Origin of the sequence: Bradyrhizobium monzae, from assembly GCF_021458635.1 — a bacterium.
Classification (GTDB): Bacteria; Pseudomonadota; Alphaproteobacteria; order Rhizobiales; family Xanthobacteraceae; genus Bradyrhizobium.
On the sequence record NZ_JAIRDQ010000005.1, the window covers coordinates 1 to 18,050 of the forward strand.

Below are 18,050 nucleotides of genomic sequence, written 5' to 3' on the forward strand. Positions count from 1 at the left end.
TTTTGCTGCATATCAGGCTGGTGCGAGGTTGGACCTGCCACGCCCCATGCGCCGTTCGAGCTTCTGGCTGAACAGCGACAGGGGATAGCACATGGCGAAATAGGTGACGGCGATGATGGCGTAGATGGCGAATGGTTCGAACAGCGAGTTGTTGACGATCTGCCCGGAGCGCATCAGCTCGACGAAGCCGACGACGGAAGCGAGCGAGGTGTTCTTGATGATCTGCACCATGAAGCCGACGGTCGGTGGCGTCGCGATGCGGATGGCCTGCGGCAGGATCACCTTCGTCATGCGCTGGATCCGGCTTAGCGCGAGGCCTTCGGCGGCCTCCCATTGCGGTTTCGGCACTGATTGGATGCAGCCGCGCCATATTTCGCCGAGATAGGCGGCGACATAGAGCGTGAGCGAGGCGCCTGCGGCCGTGAGCGAGGAGACCCTGAGACCGATCGCGGCGAGGCCGAAATAGCCGAGGAAAAGGATGACGAGCAGCGGCGTGCCCTGAATGAGCTGAACATAAACGCCGCTGGCAACCCGTACTGATTTGAGCGGCGATATCCGCGCGAGTGCGATTGCGAAGCCGACAATCCCGCCGCCGATCAGCGCGATCATTGACAGGCCAATGGTCCACAGCGCGCCTTGGCCGAGGAACATCAGATGATTGATGTTGAGATGCCCGCCCATGATCATCTCACAAGGGCGTGCCGAGCCGGCGACGGCGCGGAAACAGCACGAGGCCGAGGCCCCAGAAGCCTGCCCGCATCACCAGCGACAGGACGACGTAGAGCACGGCGACGATGATGTAGGTTTCGAACGCCCTGTAAGTGTCCGACTGGATGTAATTGGCGACGGCGGTGAGTTCTTCCGCCGAGATCTGCGAGCAGACCGAGGAGGCCAGCATCAGCAACACGAACTGGCTGGTCAGCGCCGGATAGACCTTCTCAATCGCCGGCAGCAGGATGATGTGCCAATAAATCTGGAAGCGTGACAGCGCCAAGCCCTCGGCCGCCTCGATTTGGCCGCGCGGGATCGCCTCGAAGCCGGCGCGCATGATCTCGGCAGTGTAGGCGCCGACATTGATCGTCAGCGCGGCGACCGCCACTGTGAAGGCGGAGAATTTCAGCCCGAGGCTTGCGAGGCCGAAATAGACCAGGAAGATCTGCACCAGCAACGGCGTGTTGCGGATCGTCTCGACATAGACCTTGCAGGCGCCGGCGATCGGCGCGTTGTGGGAGCCACGCCCGACCGCGGCGAGCGTGCCGAGCAAGGCGCCCAGCACGGTTGCGAAGGCCGCCAATTCGAGAGTCAGTGCGGCGCCCGCCAGAAAACTCGGCCAACGCTCCAGCACTGCGGGAAAGTCGAGTTGGAGGCTCATCGTGGTCGATCTAGCCTGTGGTCTGGTTGGTCATGCGGTCGTAAACCCGGAACAGCGCCTGGTTGCCGTTGCTGCCTTCGCCATGCGCGCGGGCGTCGACATATTGACTGGTGACGAGGGCGGTGCCGGGCAGGGGGACGCTCACGGCCTGCGCATGCTCCTGCACCAGACGAAGGTCCTTGAGCTGCAGATCGATCCGGAAACCAGCCGAGACGTCGCCTGCGATCATCGCGGGGCCAAGCTTGTCGAGCATCCACGAAGCGGCGGAGCCGCCGAGCAGCACCCGGCGTAGTAGATTGAGATCGAGGCCAGAGGCGCGCCCCAGCGCGAGGGCTTCACAGATGGCCTGAATGTTGATGCCGCAGATCAGCTGATTGCAGAGCTTGACGGTCTGGCCGGCGCCGGAGGCGCCGACATGGGTGATGGTCGTGCCCATCGCGTGGAAAAACGGCTCGGCTTGGGCGAAGGCGGCCGCATCGCCGCCGGCCATGATCGAGAGCGCGGCGTTCTTGGCGCCAACAGGTCCGCCCGAGACCGGGGCGTCGACGAAACTGACGTCGACCTTTTGCAGGTCGGCATGAATGCGGCGGACAGCGACCGGCGAGATCGTGCTCATGTCGACAATGAGCTTGCCTGATGGAGGCGACTTCAGGAGGCCATGCTCGCCGTAGATGGTCGCCTCGACATGGGGTGTGTCGGGCAGCATGGTAATGACGATGTCGGCGCCTTGCGCGGCATCCGCCGGGCTCCTGGCCCGCGTCGCGCCGTCCTTGACGATGTCAGCCACAGCGGTTTCGTTAAGATCGAAGGCGCGCACCGCGTGCCCGACCCTGAGGAGGTTGCGCACCATCTCCAGACCCATCGTGCCGACGCCGATGAAGCCGACGCTGCCCTTATCGTTCCGTCCCATGTTGCTTCCGTTTCTTGCTTCGTCTGTCCGTGATCAGCCCGAGATGCTGGTCTTGTCGATGTCGCCGACGACGGCACGTCGCCGGTATTCGTCGCCGATGGCAAAATGCTTGCGCAGCGTCGCGTCCGCGCGATCGGGATCGCGGGCGATGACGGCTTCGAAGATGCGGCGGTGGTCGTCGATCAAATAGGTCTTCATCGATGGGAAGGCCTGCACCAGTTCGCGGCGGCTGCGATGCGAGTGCGTCAGCAGGCCCGCCATCGAACTGTGCAGCACCGTCAGCGTCTCCGAATGCGACGCCACGACGATGGCGCGGTGGAACTCGAAATCGGCCATGCCGCCGGCATCCGCTTCGTCGATCGTCTCGCCAATCTTGGCGAGCGCGCGCTGCAAGCGTTCAAAGTCGGCAATGTTGGCGCGCTCGCAGGCGAGCCTGATCGCCTGGCATTCGATCGCGACGCGCGCCTGCATGACGTCGTCGAGCATGTCCGCCTGCTGGGCGAGCGCGAAGGTGAAGAAGTCGTTCAGCACCGAGACGTCAGGCCGCGTCACCACGGTGCCGATGCGGTCGCGGATCTCGACGATGCCGAGCACGGTGAGGGCGCGCAGCGCCTCGCGGACGATCGGTCGGCTGACGCCAAGCAGCGTCGCCAGCTCACGCTCCGAGATCAGGCGGTCGCCGGGCTTGAGCGAGCCCGCAAGCAGGCGCTCGCGCAGGAAGGCGAATACCTTCTCGAACCCTTTTTCGCCTTCGGCGGCGCGCTTGAGCTCCATCCCTGTCTCTTTTTTGGTCTGATCTTGGTAAGACCAGTATGATAACCAGAGCCGTCGCGTCAAGAGCCTTGGTTAATTGCGGGTGGTTTAGGCCTCGCCAATCCGACCGGCTCCGCGGCTCGATCCTTAGAATTTGAAGCGTATTGGTCGGAGCGTTGCTCAAAGAATTTGAGGTCCGCGATGCCCGACCACCATTCCTTCTCCGCGCTCGATCGCCATGCGGTGCTCAGCGGATCCGACAACGGCTATCCCTGGTACGCCGGCGCGATGCTTGCGGTCGAAGCGAGGGAAGTGGTTCGGCTTCGCTGCGAGAAGCTCAGCCATGGCGATGAGGCTGCCGGGCAGGAGGCTGTGCTGATGGTCAGCGAGAAAGTCGCTGCCGCCTTCGAAGCATTTGCGAGCCTGCTCGCGGGCGCAACGCCGGCTGCGGTTGTTCAGCGCTATCGCGAGCACGTGGCCGGCAACGCCAAACGCCTGTCCGCGAATTGAGACTTCGCGGCGTCCGTGCAACTGCCCACCTGCCTCGAAAGGGCGTGCTCAATTGTCAGCCCGTGCTGGGGCGGGCCTGAAGTGAGCCGGGCCATTGGTCCGCTGCTGACAGCATGTTGGCAGCAGGTGCGGGCTATGACCATCTCCTGACAAAACGGAGAGCCGGTCATGCCGATCGAGGCAAGCTGTCATTGCGGGGAGACGGTATTCGAGGTGACGGAGGCGCCCGCGAGCGTGACGCGCTGCACGTGTTCGCTCTGTGCCAAGCGCGGCGCATTGTGGGCCTATTACACGCCGGCGCAGTTTCGCCTGCTGTCGCCCGCCGACAATGTCGCGACCTATCGCTGGGGCAGCCGCACCGTCAAACATCATTTTTGTGCGAACTGCGGTTGCGGGACTTTCTCGGAATCGCCGGACTGGTCGACGGGAAAACCCGACTTCGACAATCCCAAGGTCGGGGTCAATGCGCGCCTGTTCGACGATTTCGATCTCGAGGCGGTGCCGGTGAATGTGATCGACGGCAAGAACCTGTGGTGAGGGCGCAGTCCCGCGCATAGCTCCTGCACGGTCGTCCTCTTGAGGCGGCCCAAGAAAGCTGATTTGGTTTCGGCCCAAGAAGTTCGGCCCAAGAAAGAAAAATGGGAGGAAGCCATGGTGCGTCTTTTTGCGCGAGCGATGCTTGCGATGTGTCTGGCCGTTGCGGCCGGTTTCAATGCGCAAGCGCAGACCAGGCCGAAGGTCACAACGCTTGGACCGGACTTTCCCAAGGCCGCGCTGTTCGTCGGCAACAGCTTTTTCTACTACAACAACGGCATGCCCGGGCACCTCTCCTTCATGGAGCGGGCGGCGGATGATGCCAACAAGGCGGCCTATCGCAACACCATGGCCACGATCGGCGGCTCCGGCCTCGACTGGCACGACATGGACAACCTGCTGCGGCCGGGCGGTCTCGGTGCTTACTCCTTCGACGACCAGAACAACGTCGTCTTCAACAAGCCCGGCAAGCATTACGACGCCGTCGTGATGATGGATTGCAGCCAATGCCCGATCCATCCGCAGCTGAAGGACGCGTTCACGACCTTCGCCAGGAAGGACAGCGAAATCGTTCGCGCCCATGACATGCGGCCGGTGCTGTTCATGTCCTGGGCCTATCTAGACAAGCCCGAAATGACGGAAGGGCTGGCCGAGGCCTATACGATCGCCGGCAATGCGAACGATGCGCTCGTCATTCCCGCGGGCCTCGCCTTCGCGCGCGTGCGCAAGCTGCAGCCGGAGCTCAATCTGTATGCGCCGGACAAGCGGCATCCCAGCCCCGCCGGCACCTATCTCGCGGCCTGTGTCACGCTGGCCGCGCTGACCGGCCGGTCGCCGGTTGGCAATTCCTACACGATGGGGATCGATCCGGCGACGGTGCAATTGCTGCAGAAGGCGGCGTGGGACACCGTGCAGGACTATTACGGGCGGTGATCCGGCGCGATCTCCGTGGATGGGCAAAGCGCAGCGTGCCCACCATTGCTGTTACTTAAGCACCACCCAGGCCGGAGCATGATCGCTCGCACCATCCTTGCCACGAACCTTCTTGTCGACGCCGGCCTTTGCCAGGCGTGAGACGAGGGCAGGGCTGAGCAGCAGATGGTCGAGCCTGAGCCCAGCATCGCGCGGCCAGCGGTTTCGCTTGTAGTCCCAGAACGTGTAGATGCGCTTGTCCCCGTGCAGGTCGCGGATGGCATCGCACCAGCCTTGCTCGACGAGCGAGGCGAACGCCGCGCGGCTCTTGGGCTGGATCAGCGCATCCTTGTCCCATGACCGCGTCGGATAGATGTCGATCTCATCAGGCGCGACGTTGAAGTCGCCGGCGAGCACGACCGGCAGATCTTGCTTGAGGAAAGTCCTGGCGTGGCGTTTCAGCCGCGCAAGCCAGTCCAACTTGTAGTCGAACTTCGGCCCCGGCTGCGGATTGCCATTCGGCGAGTAGATGCTGGTGACGATGACGCCGCGCACGGCGGCCTCGATGTAGCGCGCCTCGGCGTCGTCGGGCCGCCCCGGCAACCGGTCGCGCGTCAGCACCGGCTCGGCGTTGCGGGCGAGGATGGCGACGCCGTTCCAGGTCTTCTGTCCGCGCCAGACTGCGCCGTAGCCGGCTTTTTCGATCGCTGCTGCCGGAAATTCGCCATCACTTGCCTTCAACTCTTGGAGTGCGACGACATCCGGCTTCGCCGCGCGCATCCATGCGAGCAGATTGGGCAGGCGGCGGTTGATGTTGTTGATGTTGAATGTCGCAATCTTCATGTAGAGCTACCGGCTTCTGCCTTCTGTTACCGGAGATACAATGTCCAAGTTGAGCTTTGCCGCCATTGCGGTCGTCGTCGCGTTCTCCGGGGTCGCTTTGGCACAATCGGCCGATCCGCGCGGTGCGTGCAAGGCGGATTACGACAAGTTCTGCGCCGGCATCGCGCCGGGTGGTGGCAAGATCGTCGCCTGCCTCAACGCCAAGCGCGATCAGCTCAGCGCGACCTGCAAGGCGGCGCTGGACAGCCGGAAGAAATAAGGGGCGCTCAGCTCGGCAGCGGCGGCGGAGCCGCCGGTGGCGGGGAGGGCGGCTGTTCAGCCGCCTGCGCGGGCTCCGGCTTTGCGAGCGGCTCCACGACATTGCCGCCCTTGTAGATGCGGGCGTAGCGGTGGCCGAGGCTGGTCAGCACCTCATAGCCGATCGTGCCGAAATGATGGGCCAACTCGTCGACGGTGATGCCGTCGCCGAGCAGCGTCACCATATGGCCGCGCCGCGCCGCGTTTGGCGGAAGGTCGGTGATGTCGATCGCAATCAAATCCATCGAGACGCGGCCCGCCACCGGGCAGCGCTTGCCGGCAACGATCACCTCGGCGCCGCGGGTGCCGTCATTGGAGCTGGCCGCGCGGAAATAGCCGTCGGCATAGCCAACCGCAATGATCGCGAGTTTGGTCGGCCGCCGTGCGGTCCAGGTGCCGCCATAGCCGACGGTTTCGCCGCGCTCGATGGTGCGGATCTGCACGATGCGCGCCTTGAGATCGACCACGGGCTGCATCGGATTGTCCGCCTCCGGCGTCGGGTTGACGCCGTAGAGCGCGGCGCCCGGCCGGACCAGGTCGAACTGGAAGGGCGCCCCGAGAAAGATGCCTGAGGAGTTGGCGAGCGCCGCCGGCACGCCGGAAAACTCGCTGGCGATGCCGCGGAAGGCCGCGAGCTGCTTGGCGTTGACGGGGCTGTTGAGCTGCTCGGCCGAGACCAGATGGCTCATCACCAGCGTGATGCCGTGATCGCCGGCATTGATGCGGGGGATGATGGCCTGCGCTTCCGCAAGCGTCAGCCCGAGCCGGTTCATGCCGGTGTCGATATGGATCGCGGCGCCGCCGGACCAGCCGGTGCGGCGGCAGAACACGTCCCATTCGGCGAGCTCGTTGAGATCGCCGACCACGGGACGGCAGTTGATCTTGGCGTAGTGCTCGCCGGTGTTCTGGAAATAGCCGCCGAGCACGTAGATCGTGGCGTCCGGTACCGCCGCGCGGGCGGTGCGCGCCTCCTCGATGGTGGCGACGAAGAAGGTCTTGCAGCCGGCCTTGTTCAGCGCTTGCGCGACCTGCGCGGTGCCGCACCCGTAAGCGTCGGCCTTGATCACCGCCGAGCACTCGGCCGGCACGGCGGTCTTCTCGAGCTTGCGCCAGTTGGCGATGATGGCATCGAGATCGACGGTGAGCACGCCGCCGTGGGCTGCGAGCGCGGCAGCCTGATTGGCCTCCGCGGAGAGAAGGCCAGATTGCGGGATCGTGTTCGGGTCGGACGCCATTGTCATGGCGCCGTTTTACGCAAGAGGCAGGTCCCGTTCAAGGAACTCAATAGTCGTTGCCGCTGCGAGCCGGCATCTGGCTGTCAGGCGCGAGGTCGCCGAACCGCGTGACGGAGGCTTCGAACGCCAAGTCGACGGTGCCTGTCGGGCCGTGGCGCTGCTTGCCGATGATGACTTCGGCCTTGCCGTACGCAAGGTCCATGTCCAGGCGCCATTTCTCGTGTTCGGGCGTGCCCGGGCGCGGCTCCTTCATCGCGAGGTAATATTCCTCGCGGTAAACGAACAGCACGACGTCGGCGTCCTGCTCGATTGATCCGGATTCACGCAAGTCGGAGAGCTGCGGCCGCTTGTCGTCGCGGGATTCGACCTGACGCGAGAGCTGCGACAGCGCGATCACGGGGACGTTGAGTTCCTTCGCCAGCGCCTTCAGGCTGGTCGTGATCTCCGTGATTTCCTGCACGCGGCTGTCGCTGGCGCGCTTGCCCGAGCCGGAGAGCAGCTGGATGTAGTCGATCACGAGCAGATCGAGGCCCTTCTGGCGCTTCAGCCGGCGCGCGCGCGCCATCAGCTGCGCGATCGACAGGCCGCCGGTCGCGTCGACATAGAAGGGCAGCGACTGCAGCTCGATCGAGACCTCCCGGATCTTGTCGAAATCGGCTTCTGAGATGCCGCCGCGGCGGATGTGGGAAGAGGGAATGCCGGTGCGCTCGGCCACGATACGCGTGGCGAGCTGGTCGGCCGACATTTCGCAGGAGAAGAAACCGATCACGCCGCCATTGGCGGCCTTCATGGTGCCGTCGGCCTGGAGCTCGGCGACATAGGCCTTGGCGACGTTGTAGGCGATGTTGGTCGCCAGCGACGTCTTGCCCATGCCCGGGCGTCCGGCCACGATGATGAGGTCGGAGTGCTGCAGGCCGCCCATCTTGGTGTCGAGGTCGCGCATACCTGTGGAGATGCCGGACAGCTTTCCGTCGCGCTGGAACGCCTTTGCCGCGAGATCGACCGCAACCGCCAACGCCTGCGAGAATTTCTGGAAGCCGCCGTCATACCGGCCGGACTCGGCGAGCTCGTAGAGGCGGCGCTCGGCGTCCTCGATCTGGGCCCGCGGGGCGAAATCGACCGGCGCGTCATAGGCGACATTGACCATGTCTTCGCCGATGCCGATGAGGTCACGACGCAGCGCAAGATCGTAGATGGTGCGCCCATAGTCCTGGGCGTTGATGATGGTGGTCGCCTCAGCCGCGAGCCGCGCCAGATATTGGCCGATGGTCATGCCGCCGACGTCGGTGTCGGCAGGCAGGAACGTCTTCAGCGTTACCGGCGTGGCGATCTTGCCCATCCGGATCAGGCTGCCGGCGGTTTCGAAGATGGTCTGGTGCAGCGGCTCGAAATAGTGCTTCGCCTCCAGGAAGTCGGAGACACGATAGAAGGCGTCGTTGTTGACCAGAATCGCGCCCAGAAGGCTCTGTTCCGCCTCGATATTGTGCGGCGCGCTCCGATAGGCTGGAGTTCCGGCTTCGGGCGCGAGTTTGAGGACGTTCGAATCAGTCAGGGCCATGATCGAGCGATAGCAATTTTCTTGGGCGGATGCGGGGCCGGGATAAAGCGCCGGCGCAAGCCGAAGCGGAAGCAAAAGCTCGTCGCTATCAACCGATCATTAAAAATGGTGGATGATTGGCGGTCGCAGCATGCGCCGCGCTTGACTGATTTTGCGGAACTCGCCGGGCGCTGGAAGTGGCTGCGACCGCACCGCGGAAAAATCCGGATGCCGTGAACCTTCGGGATTGAGGCGCAGACCTATCAAAGAGCGCGCGAAATGGCGCACGCTGGCCACTTTCGGCGCGGGTTTCAGACCAGCAGGAGGTAGACCAGCGCAACCAGGGCCGCGCCGACGCCGGTGGCGATCAGGGCGTAATCGGTGCGGAGGTCGTCCTGCGCGTCGAATGAGGTTTGGGTCTCTTTGCTCATGGCGACGGTCTAGGCCAGGACTGACCAGACTTAATGTGAAGCAGATCACATCTCCCCGGATTCTTTCGGGGTACCTCGGGAACGGGACTGGCGGGTGGGGGATTGTCCCCCGTATCCTGCCACTAGGAAGACGAGGCAAGCGATGCGGCCAGAACGGCAGCTACAGGTTTGGCGAAGCGATGCGGGTAGCCGGCTCTGGCTGTCCGGGCTCCTCGCCGCCATGGAGCATGCCGCCCAGCCGGAGCAGAGGCGCCTTCCGGTCGCGCCTGAAACCCTCGCGGCATTGCGAGCCCAGCTAGCGTTACCGCCGTCTTTCCGGATCTCGTCGATTTCGACCCTGCGTCATTAGAACTCATTCACCAGCAAGCTTCAGCTTCGGTATCGCGCTGCCTTCGAGAGCGCGCAACCGGGACTCTTCTTGCGCGATATAGTCGCGGGTCATTGGGACTACGCCCTGGCGCTTGGTGAGCTGGAGCTGGAAGTTCATCATGCCCTGCTTGCGGAACGTCATCTCGCAGGCGGCGAGGTAAAACTCCCACATCAGCGCGAAGCGCTCGTCATAGAGCTGCACGGCTTCCTCGCGCCGGGCCATGAAACGTTCCCGCCAAGCCTTCAACGTTTCAGCGTAGTGCAAGCGCAAGATCTCGACGTCGCAGACCAATAGACCGGCGTTCTCGATCGCGGGCAGTACTTCCGACAGCGACGGGATGTAGCCGCCCGGGAAGATGTATTTGGCGATCCAGGGATTGGTCGAATCCGGCCCCTGCGAGCGGCCGATCGAGTGCAGCAGCATGACGCCGTCATCGCTGAGCAGTTCGGCGCAGCGCTTGAAGTAAGTGTCGTAAAATCTGGCTCCGACATGTTCGAACATGCCGACCGAGACAATGCGGTCGAACGGGCCACCGATGTCGCGATAGTCCTGAAGCAGAAAGCGCGCTTGTCGCGTCAGGCCTTTTTCGGCGACGCGCGTGTTCGCAACCTGCAACTGCTCCGTCGACAGCGTCACGCCGGTCACGTCGGCGCCTGCGATCTCGGCGAGATAGAGGCCGAGCCCGCCCCAGCCGGAGCCGATGTCGAGCACGCGCTGGCCGCGGCTGACCAGCAGCTTTGCGGTGACGTGCCGCTTCTTGGCGAGCTGCGCGTCGTCGAGCGTGGTCTCCGGCGTCTCGAAATAGGCGCAGCTATATTGCTTGTCGGCGTCGAGGAACAACGAATAAAGCCGCGCATCGAGATCGTAGTGATGTGCGACATTGTTCCGCGCGCGTACCCGCGGATTGAATTGCCTCAGGTGCCGGACCAGATAGCGCAGGTGCCACCAGGGCTTTGCCCAGTGTGGCAACAGGTCGGCTTGACCGAGCAGGATCGCAAGAGCATCAGCTATGCTCCCGCGCTCGACGACGAACTCGCCGTTCATATAGGCCTCGCCAAGCCCGAGCTCGGGATTGATGAGGACCCTCCTTTGTGCGTCGGCAGTGACAAAGCGGACTTCGATCGGCTCGCCGGAGCCGTCGCCGACAGCGAACTTCAGTCCGCTCGCCGTGGTCACCGTCATCGACCCGCGGCGGATGAATTGGGACAAAAACTTACGTAACAAACGGTCCATCGACACACACCTCTCGAGCGAACCCGAAAAGAAGCGAACAAACCCGGCCGTCACACATTAACGCCTCAGATTATACGGGTTCCCATGCGTCCGCATGTAAATCTAGGCAGACTATTCCCGGACCGCTAATGCGTTGTGTTCAAACCCGATATTCGAAAATCGCGTGGTCACATGCTTGTTGAGTGCGCTTCCATTCGCAGCGCAATCGGCTAAAAGGTGACCGCCGCCGCGCCCGCATGCCGGCCGTATCTGTCGGATTTCAATGGAGATGATGGGAATGTCGAGCCGAGCGCTCAGCCTCGCCACGGTGATTTTTCTGATCGGCATCGGCGCCTCCGATGCCGCTCTGGCGCAGGCGACGAACCTCGAGGCCGGCAAGGCCCCATCCCAGCTTTTCGCGCAGACCTGCAATGCCTGCCATAAGAGCCCGCGAGGGTTGTTGAAGACGGTGTCGCCGGGCTCGCTGCCAGGCTTCCTGCGGCAGCACTACACCACCAGCCCGGACATGGCCGGCGTGCTGGCCTCCTATCTCGTCTCCAATGGTGCCGCCGACACCCGCTACCAGGCCAAGGATGGCAAGGACAAGAAGGATGGCGCCAAGGAGAAGGACGCCAACACGAATCCTGGGCAGTCACCCGAGCACCAGGGGCGCCGTCAGCGCTCGCAAGAGGCCGCCAAGCCAGAGGGCGAGGGCGCTGCCAGCCCGGCGCCTGAAGGCCGCCTGAAGCGGGCGGCGCGGCCGAGCGACGAGGGGGCCAAGGAAGGTGCAAAGCCCCAGGCCGCCACCGGGCAACCGCCCGAGGGCCGCAAGGGCAAGCGCATGAGCAGGCGCGGCAAGCCAGAGACGGACGACGCAGCCGCGCCGAAGGCGGAGCCCAAGGTCGATTCCAAAACTGAGCCCAAGAGCGAGTCCAAGACCGAACCCAAGACCGAACCGAAGAGTGACAGTGCCAAGGTCGATTCCGGTCGCGACGAGTCCAAGCCCGATAGCGCCAAGCCGGTCGAGAAGCCGACAGAAGCGAAGCCGGAGAGCGCCAAGGTCGAGCCGCGCGCCAGCGAAACGCCGGCTCTGCGCCCCGATCCGGTGCCGGAGGTGACACCGGCCCCGCCGGCGGCCGCAAAGCCGGCTGAACCGGCTGCGCCCAAGCCTGCGGAAGCGGCCGTCTCCAAACCGGCCGAACCTGCGCCGACCTCCGAACCGGCGGCCAAGCCGGCCGAGCCGGCACCGACTGCGCCCGCGGCGGCGCCGTCACCTGCACCCGCCGAGTCGTCCGGCCCGCCGGCCCCGCCAATCTCGCGATAAGCCGATAATCCCGGCGATCTGCGAAGGCCGCGCCCCAGCGCGGCCTTCGTGTCGTATTGACCCTCACTAGAGCAGCACTCTAGAGTAATACTCTAGGAGGTGGCGATGTCATCCGGCGTTCGCGACGATCTATTGGCTGCGGGACTAGCGGCGTTCGACCGGTCGGGCTTCGAGGGCGCGACGGTGGCCGCGATCCGCGCCAAGGCCCGTGCTTCCAACGGCAGCTTCTTTCATGTCTTCGGCTCCAAGAAGGAGCTCGCGGGCGCGCTGTTCCTGGAGGTGCTGCGGCGCTATCACGCCGCGATGCTCGCCGCGCTCGACCAGGCGCCCGAAGCTGAGCAGGGCATCGATCGCCTGATCCGCGCTCATCTCGACTGGGTCGTGCTGAGCCGCCGCGAGGCGCGCTATCTCTTCGAGATCTCGCGCAATGAGTGGGGCGAGAACGTCCGCGACGCCCAGCGCGCGCAGAATGCGCGGCTCGCGGAAGGCATCGAGCGCTGGCGCGCGCCGCTGGTGGCAAGCGGCGAGCTTCTGCAGATGCCACCGGTGATGTTCGTCAGCCAGCTGATCGGCCCCGCGCAGATTTTCTGCCGGGCCTTTCTCTCCGGGCGCGATCGCGCCGATCCGCGCGGCGAGGCGGACACGCTGATCGCCTGCGCCATCCGTGCGCTGGTGCCGTCCGGGCGCGTCAAAACCAGGCAAGGCAAGCAAGGAATGGCGACATGAGCAACGAAGCCGATCCAGAGTTCACTCCGATTGCCGAGCGCATCCATGCCAATGTCGGCCGGCAGGGCTTTATGAACCTGGTCGGCGCCGAGCTGTCGGAATTGTCGCGGGGCAGTTGCACGATTGCGGTCGAGCGTCGGCCGGAGCTGCTGCAGCAGCACGGCTTCTTCCACGGCGGCGTCACCGCATTCCTGGTCGACAATGCCACGACCATTGCGGCTGCGACCTCGCGCGGGCAGGCCGCCCTGACCGCGGAATACAAGCTCAATCTGCTGTCGCCGGCGGTCGGCGAAAAACTGATCTGCCGTGCGAGGGTGATCAAACCGGGCCGTCAGGTCGCCGTGGTCGCGGCCGACGTGTTCTGCCTTATCGACGGTGTCGAGAAGCACACGGCAACGGCACTCGCCTCGATCGCGATGCTGAGCGAGGATGTCGCGCCCAAAACGAAAAGCCCGGCTGCCTGAGGCCGCCGGGCTTCGTAACCTTGCGTGAATGCGAGGCTTACTTCTCGGTGTCTTCTGCAGCCGGCGCCGGCGCGGCGTCGTCGTGCTGGGCTTCCGGATCGAAGAACTCGCCGGCGGCAGCAATCGCCTCGGCGGCCGCATCGCGGTCTTCGTTGCGAGTGGAGATATCCTCGCCGCGGTTGATGCGCTCGGCCTCATCCTGGCTGCGCGCAACGGTGACGGTGACCTCGACTTCGACTTCGGGGTGGATCGCGACGGTGATCGAGTGCTTGCCGATGGTCTTGATCGGCGCGTCGAGCTGCACCTGCGGACGCTCGAGCGCAACGCCGTCGGCCTCGAAGGCCATAACCACGTCACGCACCGTCACCGAGCCGAACAGCTGGCCGGCTTCGGACGCCTGACGGATCACGATGATGTTCTTGCCCTGGATCTTCTCGGCGACCTTGGACGCCTCGCCCTTCGACGCAAGATTGCGGGCTTCGAGATCGGCCTTCATGCCGTCGTACTTGGCGCGGTTGTCGGCGGTGGCGCGCAGCGCCTTGCCGCGCTTGAGCAGGAAATTGCGGGCATAGCCGTCGCGAACCTTCACGACTTCGCCCATCTGGCCAAGCTTGTTCACGCGTTCCAGCAAAATGACTTCCATATTCGTTCTCCTTTGAAGTGCTCTGGGTTTTCAGTTTTCGGGTTGGACTTAAGTTGTCGGCAATGGCGGCGGTTGCCGGTTGCGCAGGAAGCGCTCACGGAAGCCGAACACGGCGTCCGCAAGCCCAAGGGCGGTCAGCAGGACAAGGCTCACGCTGAACATGAAGAGGATGGCGTAGGTGGTGGCGAGCCAGATCCCGCGATTGGCGAGGTCGCGTGTGATGGTGTGCAGAACGGCAAGGCCGACCAGCGCATAGGCCATCATCAGGACGGTCGTGACGACGACGGCGAGAATGCCGGTCATTCCGCTGAAGAAACTGAAGGCAAGCGCGACACAGAGCGCCACCAGCGTCATCGGCGGCAAGCTCGTGCCGCTGAGGTCCGGCCACGGCCGATGCAGCCGACCTGAAACTGCCGCGACCTTGGCGGCAAGCCAGAGATTCAAGGTCAGCGTCGCCATCTGCGATGCGGCGACCAGAACCGGAATGACCGCGACCATCAGGCCGACGCGGGGATCACTCTCCGTAACGGTCGTCTCGCTCACCATTGAAAGAATTTTGGCGAGGCCGTGGCGCATCGCATCGGTGATGGCCGACGCATCGCTCCCCAGCGAATACAGCGATCCCGCGGTCAGCAGCGTCGCCAGCGCCGCAATCCAGAGCAGGATACGTCCAAGCGGATACCATTCGACCTGAGGCGAAGCCGCATCGGTGCCGGCGATGCCGCCAGGCACGGGTCTTCCCAGCATCGCGAGATGGCCGAGCCACCAGGCCGGCAGCGCGAATGCGAGACCATAACCGAGCGCGAGGGGCGGGCTGAGCGCACCGGCAATAACCAGCGTCGCGACGATGCCACCCAGTGCACCGCAGAGCGGTCCCCAGGCGATCGCGGCGAGCATGAGCGGCAGCGGAGCGAGGTAAACCAGGACAAGCGAGATCAGCGCGCCCGACACGATCGAGGCGAACATCAGGGCCGACGCAGCGCCGGCGATCAGGGCTATCAGTCCAAATACCATCATCAGCTGTCCCGCTCCCTTCGAGCGGTTAGAGCGAGACCAGCGGAAACGCTAGTATTATCAGATGCTTATGCAGATCGGTTCGTGCTGTGTAGCAGAAACCGTAGCAGAAACCTCAGCTCGCTCAGCCCTGCGAACTGCCTCGCGGCGGTCGCAAACGAATGAGGCTCCCCACAGGAGCCCCAAACCAATGCCGGCCTTCTATCCACTTTCGCCCGGATATTCAACGCCCAATCTGATGGGCGGCGTCGAGCAGGTCGTCGAAGGTTCCCGGCATGACGTGGCGATAGGTCTTCCGGATCGTGGCCACCGAGACTCCGCAGTAGAGGCTAACCTTCTCAATATCGACGCCTTGGTCGAGATACCATGTGATCGCGGTGTGGCGCATGGTGTGGCGGATGACCTTCTCTTGCTTGTTCTCGGTCGCGAGGCCTGCCAGCTCGACCACCGTTGACCAGCCCTCCCGGACTGAGCGGACAGGCTTGCCGTTGAACTCGATAACGGCGCGCTGCGAGATGCCGAGCCTGTGCCAGCGCCGCATATGCGCCAGCCAGACGGGGTCGGGCTCGCGGGTTTCCCTGACCACTTCATGCAGTTGTTCCGCACGGCCGGCGCCAGTCCTTGTGACGTCAACATCGAATGTTCCTCGACGGCGTTCTTCGCGGCAAATGCGGAGCGGCCCGCTCTTCTCGTCCCTGTCTGCTTGGTGCTGGAACGCCGGGTTTCTGATTCGGTCATTACCGAGAAGCCAGGGCGCGGGCCTTTTCCAAACCTGCCACGAGCGCGGTTACGGTCTGATCCGCAATGCCTTGGCGACGCAGGAATCCTTCGGTGTCGCGAGCCAGGGGTTCGTAGCGCCCCAGTTTCACCAAGGCTTGCTGCGTACCTTGCCGGTCTCCAAGTTCGGCGTAAGCGGTGGCGAGCACCAACTGGCTAAATCCTGAATCGCCGCGCGCGGATTGCTCCGCGATCCTGCGGGCTTGCTCCCAATCGCCCTTCAGATACAGACCGACCGCGATGAAATGAAAGTACCAGTTCGGCGGGTTCAACGTGCGATCGATCGCGCGTTGGAGGGTCGGTACGCCCTCTTCGAAATTGCCTCGCACGGATAACCGCCAACCGAGTTGAGCCAGGATCTCCGGATCATTCGGATTGAGGTCGACCAATTGGCGCGTGAGGCGCTGGCTCTCTTCATAGCGGCCAGTGAAGTGGTAGGCGGCAGCCAGTGCCTTCAGCGCGAGCGGATTCTTCGGTTGTAGGCTGAGGGCTTTCGATATGGCATCCTGGGCCTTGTCGTACCGGCTTTGACGGTCGTCGCCGGCAAAGCCCAGGCGGCCGGCATCCAGGTGAAGCCATCCGAGCATTGCCCAGGCATCGCTATATCCGGGGTCTCGCTGAACGGTCTGTTCGAGACATCGCATCGCCGGATCGAACTCCGCCCGGAGAAAGGTGCGTCGGTAGCCATAGGCGCGGAGCACGCACACGTAGCTGTCCATGTGCGAAACCGCTGGCGCCGTAGAGCCGTTGCTCATGTCGGTCCTGACGACGCCATAGGGCTGGCCGATGACTTCCGCGATCTCGTCCGCGAGGGCCCTCTGAGTGCTCACAAAAGATTGCGGATCGAGCGGTCGGCTGTAGGACTTGGTCCACACGATGCCACCGCTCGTCGCGTTCACGACCGAAATCGTGACGCGTACTTCTTCGGCATCCGTCTGGACGCTTCCGTTGACGACGTAGGAAAATCCGCGATCTCGCGCGAGCTGCAACGATCGCGATGCCTGGTCCGGCAGTGACGACGAGGTGTAGAGCCGAAAGCCGGAAAAATGAAACAGATTGGCGGTCAGCTCCTGCCCCATTCCGGCGGCCAGGTAGCGGGTATTTTCGCCGGAACTCAAAGGCTCGAACGGCATCACCAAGACACCGGGCTCCCTCGTCGTGCTCAAGGGAAACCGACCCGCGCCGAACGGCGACATCCACATGATCAAGCCGGCGGCGACCGCTGCGACAAGCGCGGCGCCGATCGACCAACGACGGTAGGAACTCGATCTGGTGATCGGCGAGACGTCTACCGCTCCGTTTCGGTCCGAGACGGCAGGAAGCTCGAGCGCCGATTCATCCGCCGAACCGGCAATCGACGGTTTGTTCAGCCACTCGAAGTTGGGGACGTAAGACCCCTTCGGAATTACGATTCGGACCGGGTCGTTTCGACCGGCGTCCACGTAGTAACTGTCGAGGTCGCGTCGAAGTCGTCTGGCTTCCAGGCGCACGACAGGGTCCGCTTGAGGGTCGAATGAATCGTCGCGGCCGAACACCGCCAGTGCGATCGTGTAGCCTTTGAGACTCTGGGCGCGCCCGGAAAGCGTCTCCTCGACGATGAAACGGAGAAACCCGCGCCGTCTTTCGTTCGCCTGAAAATGTTGGCTGGAAAAAATTTGCTCGAGCTGGGCGCGCACGATCTCCGGAGAGATCCCCTCGACTGCGCGATGGGCCGCTTCCCCAACAGCGTCACTCCCACTAGGAAAACTCGACCCGCTGTACGTCACACGGTGACCCACTTTAAGCGAAATGGCGTGAACAGTAGTGCCGGTACCATCCTGCTACCTTCTGAAGCATTCAATTTTCCGTCGCTGCAATTTAACTCTTATTCGCCAATCCTTTGAGTGATCAGGCAATTCGTCGCAGTTACGGGCATGCCAGCGACGGATGCGACAGTTCCATCCGGCAATTGGAGGTCGCGGCCCACGACCGCGAGCGTTTGCTCGCTATCGCTTCCGTCGCGACCTGTGCTCGACACAGGTTCGAACCCGTTCGAACCTTGACCTCGGCGGACCGCGAGACGCTCAATGTGGTGGCATCTCATTCATGACACGGACCGAGGGGTAATCGTAATGGATCTTCGGAAGCGTCAATGCTGCTATCGCAATCCAATGCTCGCTTGATCGCCACGCAGCGCGTCACCTCTA

At 63.7% G+C, this 18,050-nt stretch carries 19 protein-coding genes; 7 read left to right on the forward strand and 12 right to left on the reverse strand.

Features of this window, described 5'->3' with window-relative positions:
* Positions 1 to 12: 12 nt before the first annotated feature.
* The 4 genes from K3F49_RS19240 to K3F49_RS19255 are packed head-to-tail and all read right to left on the reverse strand — an operon-like array spanning position 13 to position 3,056.
* Positions 13 to 681 (reverse strand): amino acid ABC transporter permease, encoded by a 669-nt coding sequence (locus tag K3F49_RS19240; protein ID WP_234682528.1) that lies wholly within the window; start codon positions 679 to 681, stop codon positions 13 to 15.
* A gap of 7 nt (positions 682 to 688) precedes the next feature.
* Positions 689 to 1,372 carry an amino acid ABC transporter permease gene (locus K3F49_RS19245; RefSeq protein WP_234682529.1) on the reverse strand — a complete coding sequence of 228 codons (684 nt, stop codon included), beginning with the start codon at positions 1,370 to 1,372 and terminating at the stop codon, positions 689 to 691.
* A gap of 10 nt (positions 1,373 to 1,382) precedes the next feature.
* Positions 1,383 to 2,282, reverse strand: a complete 900-nt coding sequence (locus K3F49_RS19250; RefSeq protein WP_234682530.1) for an NAD(P)-dependent oxidoreductase — start codon at positions 2,280 to 2,282, stop codon at positions 1,383 to 1,385.
* Between the two features lie 33 nt (positions 2,283 to 2,315).
* On the reverse strand, positions 2,316 to 3,056 hold the full coding sequence (locus K3F49_RS19255; protein ID WP_234682531.1) for a FadR/GntR family transcriptional regulator: 741 nt from the start codon (positions 3,054 to 3,056) through the stop codon (positions 2,316 to 2,318).
* A 180-nt stretch (positions 3,057 to 3,236) separates the two neighbouring features.
* On the opposite strand from K3F49_RS19255, the gene K3F49_RS19260 reads away from it, so the two are divergent.
* From K3F49_RS19260 to K3F49_RS19270, 3 genes are all read left to right on the forward strand, one after another.
* On the forward strand, positions 3,237 to 3,545 hold the full coding sequence (locus K3F49_RS19260) for a hypothetical protein (protein WP_234682532.1): 309 nt from the start codon (positions 3,237 to 3,239) through the stop codon (positions 3,543 to 3,545).
* 168 nt (positions 3,546 to 3,713) lie between these two features.
* Positions 3,714 to 4,082 carry a GFA family protein gene (locus tag K3F49_RS19265; protein WP_234682533.1) on the forward strand — a complete coding sequence of 123 codons (369 nt, stop codon included), beginning with the start codon at positions 3,714 to 3,716 and terminating at the stop codon, positions 4,080 to 4,082.
* Positions 4,083 to 4,196: 114 nt separating this feature from the next.
* Positions 4,197 to 5,012, forward strand: a complete 816-nt coding sequence (locus tag K3F49_RS19270; RefSeq protein ID WP_234682534.1) for a DUF4886 domain-containing protein — start codon at positions 4,197 to 4,199, stop codon at positions 5,010 to 5,012.
* A 51-nt stretch (positions 5,013 to 5,063) separates the two neighbouring features.
* Here K3F49_RS19270 and K3F49_RS19275 read toward each other — a convergent pair whose 3' ends face one another.
* Entirely contained in the window at positions 5,064 to 5,834 is a 771-nt protein-coding gene (locus K3F49_RS19275; RefSeq protein WP_234682535.1) for an exodeoxyribonuclease III, read from the reverse strand.
* 40 nt (positions 5,835 to 5,874) lie between these two features.
* On the opposite strand from K3F49_RS19275, the gene K3F49_RS19280 reads away from it, so the two are divergent.
* Positions 5,875 to 6,093, forward strand: a complete 219-nt coding sequence (locus K3F49_RS19280) for a cysteine rich repeat-containing protein (protein ID WP_234682536.1) — start codon at positions 5,875 to 5,877, stop codon at positions 6,091 to 6,093.
* Between the two features lie 7 nt (positions 6,094 to 6,100).
* Here K3F49_RS19280 and alr read toward each other — a convergent pair whose 3' ends face one another.
* The 3 genes from alr to K3F49_RS19295 form a co-directional block, all read right to left on the reverse strand.
* Positions 6,101 to 7,366 (reverse strand): alanine racemase, encoded by a 1,266-nt coding sequence (gene alr / locus K3F49_RS19285; RefSeq protein WP_234683001.1) that lies wholly within the window; start codon positions 7,364 to 7,366, stop codon positions 6,101 to 6,103.
* Positions 7,367 to 7,412: 46 nt separating this feature from the next.
* On the reverse strand, positions 7,413 to 8,924 hold the full coding sequence (locus tag K3F49_RS19290) for a replicative DNA helicase (RefSeq protein WP_234682537.1): 1,512 nt from the start codon (positions 8,922 to 8,924) through the stop codon (positions 7,413 to 7,415).
* A gap of 762 nt (positions 8,925 to 9,686) precedes the next feature.
* Positions 9,687 to 10,937: an SAM-dependent methyltransferase gene (locus tag K3F49_RS19295; RefSeq protein ID WP_234682538.1), complete on the reverse strand. Its 1,251-nt coding sequence runs from the start codon at positions 10,935 to 10,937 to the stop codon at positions 9,687 to 9,689.
* A gap of 277 nt (positions 10,938 to 11,214) precedes the next feature.
* On the opposite strand from K3F49_RS19295, the gene K3F49_RS19300 reads away from it, so the two are divergent.
* The 3 genes from K3F49_RS19300 (at position 11,215) to K3F49_RS19310 (ending at position 13,430) form a co-directional block, all read left to right on the forward strand.
* A complete protein-coding gene (locus tag K3F49_RS19300) occupies positions 11,215 to 12,240 on the forward strand; it encodes a hypothetical protein (protein ID WP_234682539.1) in 1,026 nt (341 codons plus the stop codon).
* A 105-nt stretch (positions 12,241 to 12,345) separates the two neighbouring features.
* Positions 12,346 to 12,966, forward strand: coding sequence for a TetR/AcrR family transcriptional regulator (locus K3F49_RS19305; protein WP_234682540.1), 621 nt, complete (start codon positions 12,346 to 12,348; stop codon positions 12,964 to 12,966).
* Positions 12,963 to 13,430, forward strand: a complete 468-nt coding sequence (locus K3F49_RS19310) for a PaaI family thioesterase (RefSeq protein WP_234682541.1) — start codon at positions 12,963 to 12,965, stop codon at positions 13,428 to 13,430. The genes K3F49_RS19305 and K3F49_RS19310 overlap by 4 nt, the downstream gene beginning before the upstream one ends.
* A gap of 37 nt (positions 13,431 to 13,467) precedes the next feature.
* On the opposite strand, the gene rplI is transcribed toward K3F49_RS19310, so the two are convergent.
* From rplI to K3F49_RS39425, 4 genes are all read right to left on the reverse strand, one after another.
* Positions 13,468 to 14,073: a 50S ribosomal protein L9 gene (gene rplI / locus K3F49_RS19315; protein WP_234682542.1), complete on the reverse strand. Its 606-nt coding sequence runs from the start codon at positions 14,071 to 14,073 to the stop codon at positions 13,468 to 13,470.
* A 48-nt stretch (positions 14,074 to 14,121) separates the two neighbouring features.
* Positions 14,122 to 15,090 carry a DUF2232 domain-containing protein gene (locus tag K3F49_RS19320; RefSeq protein WP_234682543.1) on the reverse strand — a complete coding sequence of 323 codons (969 nt, stop codon included), beginning with the start codon at positions 15,088 to 15,090 and terminating at the stop codon, positions 14,122 to 14,124.
* Positions 15,091 to 15,310: 220 nt separating this feature from the next.
* A complete protein-coding gene (locus K3F49_RS19325; protein WP_234682544.1) occupies positions 15,311 to 15,673 on the reverse strand; it encodes a site-specific integrase in 363 nt (120 codons plus the stop codon).
* A gap of 151 nt (positions 15,674 to 15,824) precedes the next feature.
* A complete protein-coding gene (locus K3F49_RS39425; RefSeq protein ID WP_234682545.1) occupies positions 15,825 to 17,540 on the reverse strand; it encodes a tetratricopeptide repeat protein in 1,716 nt (571 codons plus the stop codon).
* Positions 17,541 to 18,050 lie beyond the last annotated feature (510 nt).